Annotated in this window: 6 protein-coding genes; 3 read left to right on the top strand and 3 right to left on the bottom strand. The window is 40.3% G+C overall.

From position 1 onward, the window contains the following. The first annotated feature begins 4 nt into the window (after window positions 1-4). Window positions 5-1,030, top strand: coding sequence for a YihY/virulence factor BrkB family protein (locus ACTJKC_RS13350; protein WP_440792579.1), 1,026 nt, complete (start codon window positions 5-7; stop codon window positions 1,028-1,030). Between the two features lie 507 nt (window positions 1,031-1,537). Here the strand turns inward: ACTJKC_RS13350 and ACTJKC_RS13345 are convergent. Continuing rightward, window positions 1,538-3,409 (bottom strand): DNA topoisomerase IV subunit B, encoded by a 1,872-nt coding sequence (locus ACTJKC_RS13345; RefSeq protein WP_344852861.1) that lies wholly within the window; start codon window positions 3,407-3,409, stop codon window positions 1,538-1,540. A gap of 527 nt (window positions 3,410-3,936) precedes the next feature. Between ACTJKC_RS13345 and ACTJKC_RS13340 the strand changes: the two genes are divergently transcribed. Both ACTJKC_RS13340 and ACTJKC_RS13335 read left to right on the top strand, forming a co-directional pair. Further along, on the top strand, window positions 3,937-5,274 hold the full coding sequence (locus ACTJKC_RS13340) for an APC family permease (protein ID WP_440792576.1): 1,338 nt from the start codon (window positions 3,937-3,939) through the stop codon (window positions 5,272-5,274). Window positions 5,275-5,387: 113 nt separating this feature from the next. Beyond that, window positions 5,388-6,722, top strand: coding sequence for an MFS transporter (locus ACTJKC_RS13335; protein ID WP_440792574.1), 1,335 nt, complete (start codon window positions 5,388-5,390; stop codon window positions 6,720-6,722). A 119-nt stretch (window positions 6,723-6,841) separates the two neighbouring features. Here the strand turns inward: ACTJKC_RS13335 and ACTJKC_RS13330 are convergent, their stop codons facing one another. Together ACTJKC_RS13330 and ACTJKC_RS13325 are read right to left on the bottom strand one after the other, a co-directional pair. Next, window positions 6,842-8,554, bottom strand: a complete 1,713-nt coding sequence (locus ACTJKC_RS13330) for a RagB/SusD family nutrient uptake outer membrane protein (protein ID WP_440792572.1) — start codon at window positions 8,552-8,554, stop codon at window positions 6,842-6,844. A 16-nt stretch (window positions 8,555-8,570) separates the two neighbouring features. Next, a complete protein-coding gene (locus ACTJKC_RS13325; RefSeq protein WP_440792570.1) occupies window positions 8,571-11,801 on the bottom strand; it encodes a SusC/RagA family TonB-linked outer membrane protein in 3,231 nt (1,076 codons plus the stop codon). Window positions 11,802-12,353 lie beyond the last annotated feature (552 nt).

Here is a 12,353-nt window from a genome sequence, read left to right as displayed (position 1 = left end):
TTCGATGAAAATAATCACCAAAATCAAAAACTTTTTTATTGCGCTTTATCACCTTTTTATTGCTGCCGGAAAAGGTTTTGTAGAAGACAGGGTAACTAAACTAAGTGCTTCACTTGCCTATTATACTATTTTCTCGCTTACACCGCTAATCATCATTGTATTATCGGCTGCCACGCTATTTTTTGGTGATAAAAGAAACGAGCAGACTAGGGGTCAGTTTTTTGGACAGATAACCGAAATGGTGGGGAAAGATGCCGCAGCACAAATTCAGGGTTTTGTAGAACATGCTAATAAATCCGGTCAATCTACTATTGGGTTAATTATTGGTATTGGTACCTTAATTGTTGGAGCAACGGCTATTTTTATCGAAATACAGGATAGTATTAACATCATCTGGAAAGTAAAGGCCATTCCTAAAAAAGGCTGGCTGAAAATGCTCACCAATAGACTTCTATCATTTTCGCTGATTGTTTCAATGGGCTTTTTACTGCTTGTTTCGCTCGTAATTAACAGTGTGGTAGTAGGTTTGGGCGATAACTTGGTTTCGCTGGTTTCAAAAAGTGATATAGATAAGGTCATTCCGGTAGCAAATGATACGATGCAGCTGCTGATTTATATTTTGAACAATGTAATTACCCTTGCTGCGGTTACGGCTGTATTTACGATTATATTTAAAGTATTACCAGATGTTGTTATCCGCTGGAAATCGGCAATAATCGGGGCATTATTTACCGCTGTGCTTTTTAGTTTAGGTAAATACCTGATTGGAATTTACATCGAAAAAGGTAACCCAGGCTCAGCATTTGGGGCAGCCAGCTCAATCATCGTAATTTTACTATGGATTTATTACACATCTATTATCTTGTATTTCGGGGCAGAATTTACCCAGGCCTATGCCGAAAAATACGATAAGGGCATCTCCCCTAGTAAGTATGCGGTATTTACAAAAATCACGATTGTAGAGAAAAAGGTAGATGTACTGCCCCCGCAGCATCCTGAAGATACGGTTGAAGTGAACAAGGATAAATAATTGCTTCGTAAAGCACCAAATAAATCATAAGATATTTTCAACGGAACCTTCATGCTCGCCAATGCAAATTTTGTTTAAATTTTAATACATTCTTTATATAATGACTACAAATCCAGTCAGGAGAATAATCTTAAATAAATTTCATCTTCAAAAACACCTGTTTATTTCTACATCTAAACAGCGTTATATGATGATAGATTTTTGCATTTAGCAAACATTATCGTATCAAAAAAAATTGAACCGCTTTCTAAACTACAGGGTGGCTGATGGGGCTCGAACCCAGGATCATCATTACCAACCATAGTGGTAAGATTACTTCGCCGGCTGAAAAAATTTTCTTGCAATGACAAACACTTTTATATAGTCTGCCATCCTGAAAGAAATCGAGAGATCTATCTCAAGATAGATCTCTCCGCTCCACTGCGTTTCGGAGATGACGACCCAATTTATAAATGCTACTCTCCGGTTCGTGTCTCCACGAAACGGAAAATCCTACCTTAAAAATCGTTACGCTACTTCCTCAGTAATCACTTTAGGTTCTTCCTCTACTTCGTCCTTCTCTACCCTTAGGTTACGGATAATGTGCTGTTGCCTATCGGGTGTGTTTTTACCCATATAATATTCGAGCAGGCTCTTAATGGTCTGGTCTTTTAAAATAACAGGATCTAATCTGATGTCTTTACCTATAAATAATCCAAATTCATCAGGCGAGATTTCCCCCAGCCCTTTAAACCGGGTAATTTCGGGCTTGTTGCCCAGTTTTTCGATTGCATTTCTTCGCTCCTCATCACTATAGCAATAAATCGTTTCCTTTTTATTCCTCACCCTGAAAAGTGGCGTTTGCAGAATGTACACATGCCCGGCTTTTACCAGATCAGGAAAAAACTGAAGGAAGAATGTCATCATTAGTAAACGGATGTGCATCCCGTCTACATCGGCATCTGTTGCGATAACGATATTGTTATAATGCAATCCATCTAAACCATCTTCAATATTTAAAGCATGTTGTAATAGGTTAAACTCCTCATTTTCGTAAACCACTTTTTTAGTGAGCTCGTAACAGTTTAACGGCTTACCCTTTAAACTAAATACCGCCTGACAATCTACATCACGCGATTTGGTGATCGAACCCGATGCCGAATCTCCCTCGGTAATGAATAAAGTAGTTTCGTAACGCTTCTCGTGCGTGGTGTTAAAATGCACCTTACAATCGCGAAGTTTCTTATTGTGTAATGATGCTTTTTTAGCCCTGTCGTTAGCCAGCTTTTTAATACCGGCAATATCTTTACGCTCACGCTCTGATTGTAGAATTCTTTTCTCTAATGCATCCGCAACCTCTTTGTTTTTGTGCAGGTAGTCGTCCAGTTCTTTCTTAACAAAATCGTTGATGAAAGTTGCTACCGATGGCCCTTCGGGTCCCATGTTTTGTGAACCTAATTTGGTTTTAGTCTGCGATTCGAAAACCGGTTCCTGCACACGGACAGAAATTGCAGCAATAATCGAAGAACGAACATCGGCTGCATCAAACTCTTTTTTGTAAAACTCACGAACAGTTTTCACTACTGCAGCCCTGAAAGCCGCCTGGTGTGTTCCACCTTGCGTGGTATGCTGTCCGTTAACAAAAGAGTGGTAATCTTCGCCATATTGTTGTCCGTGGGTCATGGCAATTTCAATATCCGGACCAATCATGTGGATAATCGGGTAACGGATTTCTTCAGGCTTATTAAATTTAGAGAGCAGGTCGTACAAACCTCTTTCCGAAAAATATTTCTGGTTATTGAAATTTACGGTTAAACCTGTATTTAAGAAAACATAGTTCCAAACCATACTTTCCACAAAATCCGGAATGTAGTGGTAGTTTCTGAAAATGGTTTCATCCGGATAAAAAGTAATTGCCGTACCATTGCGCTGGGTGGTATCAATAACTGGTTGTTCATTTACAATTTCACCTTTAGAAAATTCTACTTTTTTCGTTTTTCCATCACGGTAGGATTGTACGGTGAAACTGGTAGAAAGTGCATTTACCGCCTTGGTACCCACTCCATTTAAACCAACTGATTTCTGGAAGGCGTTACTATCGTATTTTCCACCGGTATTAATCTTGCTCACACAATCGATTACCTTACCTAAAGGGATTCCGCGACCGTAATCGCGAACGTTCACTTTTTGCTCGGAAAGGGTAATTTCGATGGTTTTTCCGGTACCCATCACAAACTCGTCAATGGAGTTATCCACAATTTCCTTTAATAAAACGTAAATACCGTCATCCTGAGCAGAACCATCGCCAAGTTTACCAATGTACATCCCCGGACGAAGCCTGATGTGCTCTTTCCAATCTAATGAACGGATACTGTCGTCGTTATAAATTACTTCTGCCATACTGTGTTTTATCTGTTCTTCAATGAAAAACCCTGCACTTTTTGGTTTGCAAAGTGATGAAGAATCTGTAGAAATAATCCTGATGCCTGAAATAAAAATATTTTCAAATACGCTTTTCAGAATTATAATACAATAATAGATTTATTCTATGAGGCTAGCAAAAGAAAATTTCAACAAAAGGATGGAAGAGGTATATTGTGGTTCAATAGTTCGATTGGTCATTAATGAAATAGTTGGTGATCGCTAGTGGTTGATAGTTCATGGTTTGATAGTTAATAGTCTTGAAGTGAACGGCTCACTCTCTTGAAGTCAACTGTTAATATGCCTATAGGCTATCAACCATTAACCAATGTCCAAAACATTTCAACTTTAAAACATTCCAACATTTAACAATTCAAGCCTGGGCAACCTGTCCGCCCACTAATCAATTAATAACTAATGAACCAATCACCTTCCCCATTCAAACATTCTCTCATTCAATCATTCAATTTTCCCTATCTTCATCCCATTATTCAAAATTCTATTTAATGCAACAAAAGAAACAGCTTTCGCTCTTCGATTTATCCATGATTGTGGTGAGTTTGGTTATCGGAATGGGTGTGTTCCGTACGCCGGTAAACGTAGCTGCAAAAGCGCAAATCCCCGAACTTTTTTACCTCGCCTGGTTTATTGGTGGTTTTGTAGCTTTTTGTGGCGCCTTAACTTATGCCGAAATCGGTTCACGTTTTCCGGTTACGGGCGGGTATTATAAAATATTTTCATCTGCTTATCATCCATCCATTGCCTTTGCCATAAACTGCATTGTTATTATTTCCAGTGCGGCGTCAGTTGCGGCCATTTCAATTATCGGTGCAGAATACCTGAGCAAAATTATTTTACCGGCAGCAAAACAAACCGAAACTTACCGGGTAGCCATAGCAATTGTTACCATTCTGGTTTTTTATATCATTAATCTTTTGGGCTTAAAAGCGAGTTCCAAAACGCAAAATGTATTAACAGTAATCAAGATCGGGATGATTTTGACCTTAATCTGTGCTGTATTTTTCGGCGGACAAACAGAAACGGTTACTCCTGTTTTTAAAACTGCAACCGGTACATTACCTACCTGGAGCGATTATGGAAAAGCACTAGGACTGTGTTTAATTGCGGTTTCATTTTCGTACGCGGGTTATGCCCAAACCATCAATTTTGGTGGCGAGGTTAAAGAGGCTAAAAAGGTAATTCCACGTTCTATCATTATCGGTTTAACCATTATTGTGGCACTTTACCTGGCCATTAACTATGTATATGTAAAGGTAATCGGTTTCGAAGAATTAAAATCGGCCGAAAGCATTGCTGCAATTCTGGCTTCAAAAATATTTGGTCCTGCAGGGTTTAGTGCGCTTTCGGTTATTATCTTCTTCTCTGTAATGGGTTATGTAAACGTAAATTTATTGAGTAACCCAAGGGCCATGTTCGCCATGGGCGAAGAAGGTGCCCTGCCAAAAATATTCAGCAGGATGAATAAAAAAACAGAGGTAATCACTGTTAGTTTAACTGTTTTTACTGTGATAGCGGTGGTTATTATCTTTTACGCCAAAACCTTCGATAAGATTTTAAACTACACCATTTTCTTAGAAAGCATCAGTATGGCCAGTTCTGCGGCTACCATTTTTATCCTGAGAAAAAGAACGGCACATCTTGATAAAAAAACCATCTACACTGTGCCTTTATATCCTATATTGCCTGTTATATTTATTGCGGCTTATACTTTTGTGGCGTTTAGCATTTATGCTGATGATCAGAATGCTGCACTGAATGGTTTATATATTTTTGTTGGCTTTCTGGCAATCTATTTTGTGAGCAGATGGTTTAATAAGAAATAGTTTACCCCTGATCAGACCTAGCAGGTCTATACACTTATGGTGGAAAATTCCCCTCACGTAGAGGGGTGTCCGCAGGACGGGGTGTTAAAAAGTAAAAAGAATTTAAATAATTAATGAACAAAACACTCTCTTTAAAACAGGAAATTGCTTATGCTGCCGGTATGATTGGCTGGAGTACAATGACAAACATTATCATTGTAATGCTTCCCTATTTCTATCTTCCACCAAGCAATGCCGGTTTACCCCCTTTGGTGCCGCAACTTGTTTTATTGGGGGCATTTAACATCCTTTCTATTATCGCTGCATCGGGCAGGCTGGTAGATGCCATTTACGATCCATTTATTGCTTCGAGAAGCGATGCCAGTACCAATAAAAACGGACGAAGGATGCCTTTTATGAAATGGGCCATTATTCCGGCCATGGTTTTCTGCGGACTGGTTTTTTACCCGATCCAAAAAACGGAAAGCCTGCATAATGCCTGGTGGCTTACTATTACACTTTGCTTGTTTTTCGTCTCGGTAACCACTTATATTATTCCTTATAATGCTTTACTGGCTGAAGTAACCAATACCCCACGACAAAAAGTTAAACTATCCAGTTACCAGCAGGTGGGCTTCGTTATCGGGATTATTTTATCGGCCTGCACCAACAATTTTGCCGATCTGGTTGAAGCTAATTTTCACGTAGCCAACCGCAGCGAAGCTATCCAGGCTGCAATATGGGGTTTGTGCATCCTATCCGGACTGGTGATGTTACTTCCTGTTTTTTTTATCAATGAAAAAGAATTTTCGGTAGCCAAGCCTACGCATGTACCATTATGGCCAGCCATTAAGAGCACCTTTAAGAACAGCAATTTCAAATATTACCTGATCTCCGATTTCGCTTTTTATACCGCATTGAGCATTATTTCAAGTGGTTTACTATTTTTCTGTACCGTTTTATTAGGCTTACCAGAATCTGAAGGCGGAAAATTTATGGGCGCGATGGTTTTAGCTTCCCTCCTGTTTTACCCGGTTGTTAATTTTGGATCTGCTAAAATTGGGAAGAAACCCTTTGTATTGTTTGCTTTTGGCGTACTCTGCCTGATCTTTGTTACCATTTTCTTTTTAGGGAAATTACCCTTCGGACCGCATACGCAGATTTACATCCTGGTATTATCAGCCTCTTTTCCATTAGCGGCGCTGGGCATTTTACCTACGGCCATATTAGCCGATATTGCCCAGAAAGACACTTTAGAAACCGGCGAAAACCACGAAGGAATGTTCTTCGCAGTGAAATACCTTTTTGTAAAACTCGGACAAACCTTTGGCATCGCCATTTTTGCCATGCTTACCATCTATGGCAAAGATCCGGGGAATGATTTCGGCTTACGGTTAAACGGAATTGTTGGTTTCGGACTCTGCTTAATCGCATTATTGTTTTTCAGCAGGTTTAAAGAGGAAAAATAGTTTGAGTTGGGTTTTTTGAGTGGGGAAGTCTGCAAACAAATTACTTGTAAAAAAAATGAGTAGAGTTCTGGCCTATCAATACCAAAACCCTACTCATGTATATTAATTATAACAATATCCTAATAACCCGGACTTTGTTTCAATGTACCTTTACTTCTGTCAATCTGATCTTGTGGTAAAGGAAAATACTCATCTCTGCTTTCTATAGTGATGCCTTTTAAATAGTCGAAGTATCCGCCCTCAAAAGAGAAATAACTCTCCAGCGTTTGTTTGGCTATGCCCCAGCGTACCAGATCGAAAAACCGGTGACCTTCCATCGCCAGCTCGAGCCTGCGCTCAAACCGAACTGCGTTCCGGGCATAGGTATCATTAGGAAATGAAGTGTACGGACTTACTTTATATGCTGCAGCAGGTGTACCATTTATTTGCTGAGGGGTAATTTTTGCTGCCCTCAAGCGCACAGCATTTACAAGTGCCAAAGCTCTTGGCAGGTCGCCTTTTTCAACCGCACATTCTGCAGCCATGAGGTAAACATCACCCAGACGGATCAGGTTTACATTCAAGCCGGTTACGTTAGTAGTACCCGGTGCTGTACCGCTTGAAATCTGTGCAGCCTCTATTGTATTTTTAACGGGAACAAAAGGTCCACCGTTTGAAGCATCCCGGATCCAGGTATCGCCTGCCATAATTCCCCAATCGCGGTATGGAACACCACGCCTGCCAATAGTCGATTCTATCCGCGGATCAAGAGGCAAGGTTTTATCCACTACATAATTGTCTTTTGCGGCTCCGGTTAAACCAAAATCTGATTTATAGGGATTGGTACGGTAACTGCCATCTAATAATGGCAAACCGGCAATATCAACTTTAAAAGAATTGGCCAGATCGATAGAAGGCTGGAAGAACCCGCAGCAGTTGATTGGCGTGTTACCGTAAGGGAAATTCAGGATATCGCCAACATTTCCATTGTCTCCACCGGTACCATCAGTACCCACCGAATGCTGAACAGACATAATGGTTTCAGGTCCGTCTTCTTTCGTAATATCGAAATTATCTGTATAAGGCATGGTGGTTAAATCTGGTTTAGCCAAAATTACCGCGTTCAGCAGATCATATGCTTCCGGGTATTTTTTCTGGTATAAGAAAACTTTACCGAGGTAAGCCTGTGCCGCATATTTATCAACCCTTCCTTTTTGGTTTTTCGGTTTGGTTGTACTCAAATTGGCTACAGCAAACTGAAGATCATCCACAATATTAGGGTAAATATCCTTATCGTTTGGAACAAAAGTACCACTATTGGCTTCGGTAATGTATGGCACCACTTTAAAAACCCTTACCAGAAAGAAATAATAATGTGCACGCAATAAACGGGCTTCTCCCTGTATTTCTTTGGCGCGGGCATCATCAAATTTGGCAGATCCATTGCCTGCCTGTAAGTTTGCCAATATTTTAAGGGTATTGTTACAGCGCTGAATACCTTCAAAGCACCTGTCCCAAAGGTTCGATATATTATCATTGGTACTGGTTGGCGAGTGTTGCTCAATGGCGTTCATAGGCGGCTGATCGCCAACACTACTGCCTTTATGCGCATTATCAGAAGCTACTTCTCCAAACAGCCATTGGCTCGGTGCAGCGCCATAATTGCCGTAAGTACCGTTAACATTACCGTTTAGTAGTCCGTAGGCACCTACCAGTAAACCCTCAACCCCATCTTGCGTGGTTAATTGCGCCTCTGTAAGTTCGCCCTGAGGCTGCAGGTTCAAAAATTCCTTCTTACACGAGAAGGTAGACAAGATCAGAAAAGAGAGCAGGATATATTTTATATGTTTCATCTTTGTTTCTTTTTAATTAAAATCCAACATTAATACCGATTAAAAACTGACGTGGAGAAGGATAAACGCCCTGATCTACCCCTGGTGCAGAGAAAGTATCCGTAATCTGGCTCACCTCCGGATCCATGCCGGTATATTTGGTAATTGTAAATAAATTGGTTGCACTTACATATACCCTCAGTTTATTGATGGGCGAATTTGCACCAAATGCTTTAGCTGTAGGGATCGAATAACCAAGCTGTATATTCTTCAACCTTAAAAAACTTCCGTCCTGAATGTAATAGCTTGATGAGGCAAACTCCAGATCTGAAGCACCCGCATAAGCAGAAGGGATTAAACTGGTCGGATTTGAAGGACTCCATGCATTTAACAGCCTGGTACTTTTTGCACCGTCGAAAGAAGGGAAATCGGTGAAATAGCGTGTAGCCTGAAAAATATCATTGCCCTGAACGCCATAAATAAATGCAGCAATATCAAAGTTTTTATAAGATGCATTTAAGTTTATCCCAACCGTAAAATCAGGATTTGGATCACCAATAATGGTCCGGTCTTTAGGATCAATTACCCCATCGCCATTAATATCCTGGTAACGCAAACCACCAACCCTGGCGCCAGAATAAGATGGATTGGCCTGAATATCAGCAGTACTCTGGTAAATTCCGGCTGTTTTGTAGCCGAAAAATGAACCAAATGGTGCACCTTCCTGCAATACACTGGTTTGTAAACTTCTGTAATTACCATAAATCTGATTAAAAATACCAGGAGCCAATCTTACAATCTCGTTCTTGTTTTTGGAGAAATTTACGCCAACATCAAATTTAAGCGGATTGTTGTCTTTAATGCCATAATGATAAGCCACATTAAATTCGACCCCTTTGTTGCTCATATCACCAATATTTACAAACGGCGAACTACCTAAACCAACCACACTTGACGGTAGAGGAAGATTATAAAGCATATCAGACGTTTTTTTGTTATACCAATCTACCGATCCATCTATTGCCCCTCCCCACAAACTAAAATCAAGTCCAATGTTTAAAGCCTTTAACGATTCCCATTTTACATCGGCATTTTGATAAGCATTTTGCCATACACCAGTGGTTAACCCGTTTGCACCACCAACGGCATAAGCAGAATTGATAATGGAACTTTGGAAACGGTTAATGTACTGGTAAGGCGGGATCCGCTGATTTCCCGTCTGGCCATAACCAACACGTAGTTTTAAATCACTCACCCATTTCAAACTTTTCATAAACTCTTCTTCCGATAATCTCCAGGCAACACTTCCTGCCGGATAATTACCGTATTTATTGTTCGGACCAAAGTTTGAAGAACCATCACGCCTGAAAGTAATACTGGCCAGATAACGGTCATGATAAGAATAATCTACCTTTCCAAATAAAGAGAACAGCGAACCAATTGAGCCAAAACTGGTATTGCTGATGTTGGAAGAACCCGTACTCAGGTAATAGTAATCCTGATTGCCCAGAATAAAGAAATCATTCCGTCCTGCATTTAACTGACGGGATCTTGATCTGATGGCTTCTGTACCAACCAATACATTTACGCGGTGCAATTCATTAAAAACTTTACTATAATTTAAAGTATTGGTCCAGGTCCATTCGGTATTATATCCCTGGTATTCGTTGAGGTTATTGGAGTTGTTACCTTCAGAAAATTCCAGATTTGGATAACGCATAGACAGGCCGTTAAAGTTTTCGTAACGCAAACCAAAATTGGTTCTTAGTACAAGTCCCGGCAAGATATCGCCCTCAGCGAAAACATTTCCGAAGAAGAAATTACTTTTGTTTTTATTGTCTTTTGCACGGTAAAGAAAAGCAAGCGGATTTTCAGCATTTCCCAATTGACTTCCGCGGCTGCCCGCAAAATTTCCGGCAATATCGTAAACCGGGATAATGGTTGGTATTCGGTAAGCCCAGCCCAATGCACTGCCCTGATCCTGATAACTACCTGGCGTATTGGGATTAACACCAAAACCATAACCTTCTGAATAACTGTACTGCGCATTTTCGCCAAAACGGACATGTTTGTTAAAAGCAGATATACTGGTATTCGATCTCAAATTGTACCTTTTAAAACCGGTATATTTTATGGTCCCTTTCTGATCAAGGTACCCGCCCGAAAAAGTGTAGGTTGCATTTTCGCCGCCACCTGTAGCACTGATCTGGTAATTTTGCACTGGTGCCGATTCCGTAATCTCATCAAACCAGTTGGTACCTTCTTTATTAGCCCTTGTAATTTGATAGAAAAGATTAGGATCGCGGCTGTAATTGTATTTAGAAGGATCAGCGTCGGCGGCAGTAACATCCTGACCTAATTTTGAACCTGCCACCAGGTAATCAGGCAGTACCGGCGTTGGCCCTGAACCATAATTTTTACCTGCTGCAATGGCTTTTCCGGCATTTTTGTAGCCATCAAATACATACTGGGCATATTGCTGAGGATTCATCATTTCAGGGAAACTGCCTTTACGCGGAGCCTGTGTACCGTAATAAGAATCGAGTGTGATTTTTGGTGGTCCTGCCACGCCTTTCTTAGTGGTAATAATTACAACACCATTATTGGCCCTCGATCCGTAAATAGAGGCCGATGAAGCATCTTTTAACACCTGCATGCTTTCGATATCATTTTGGTTAAGCCAGGAAAGCTTACCTTCAAACGGAACTCCATCAATTACATATAGTGGTTCGTTGTTATTGATGGTACTAATCCCCCTGATCCGGATCTGCGGTGTAGAACCCGGCGCTCCGTCATTAATAATCTGCACCCCGGTAGCCTTACCCTGTAAAGCTTCTACCGCACTGGCAGCAGGCTGGGCTTTTAACAGGCCCATGCTCACCACGGCAACCGCACCCGTTAAATCCTTTTTTCGCTGGCTCGAGTAACCTGTTACCACCACTTCTGATAATTTGTTGTTTTCGGCCAGTAAAACGATAGAAAGAGTGGTTTCACCGCCTACGGCAACTTCTTTCGATCCGTAACCGATAAACGAAACCACCAGTACATCGTTTGATTTTGCTGCAATAGAAAATGTACCATTTGCATCGGTTGTGGTACCTCCAGGACCGTTTTTGATTTTTATTGTTGCCCCAACGATGGGAAGTTTATCATCGCTCGCAGTAACTTTCCCGGTTACTTTGGTTTGGGCATTTGCCTTGATTGCGAACAGCATACTCAGGCACAAGAGAACATAACTCCTCCTGAAAAAAGATAGGTTTTGTTTCATAGGTTATAATGATAGTTAATGATTCTTAGGGTACTGAACTGAAAAAATTGGCAAATGCGTAGCACACAACAGTTTAATTTGTTGCAATTTTTTCAGTAATAATTTTAGGTTGACCGGTTTTTTGCCTTTCTAAATCTGGGGCAAATAAATCAGAATCGAATACTCATAAAGCGGGTGTACTGTTTTTTTCATAGTGTAGTAATTGGTTAGATAGTTGGTTAGAGATTAATATATTTACATCATAAATTATCGATACAAAAAAATAAACGTGAAAAATACATTTAAAACAAAATAAATATACAAAAAAATTACAATTGCATATACATTAAATTTAAATACATTATTTTGAGAATAAATTCTCCTAATCATACCCCAGGGTTACGTAGTAACCTGAGCCGGTACAACAGATTGACGGACTTTACTTTTCCACATTTTATTTGTATCTTTGCCGCCGAAGCAGGAATAAGGGCTTGCCATTCTTAATGGCATATTCTCTCCGCAAGTTAGTCCTTCAACAATTGATCGTTCTAGCTTCTTCGATAAATATTACAT

The organism is Pedobacter sp. 22226 (genome assembly GCF_052045455.1).
Taxonomy (GTDB): domain Bacteria; phylum Bacteroidota; class Bacteroidia; order Sphingobacteriales; family Sphingobacteriaceae; genus Pedobacter; species Pedobacter jeongneungensis.
Note: the sequence above shows the minus strand (reverse complement) of the source record. Positions and strands in the feature narration are given on the sequence as shown.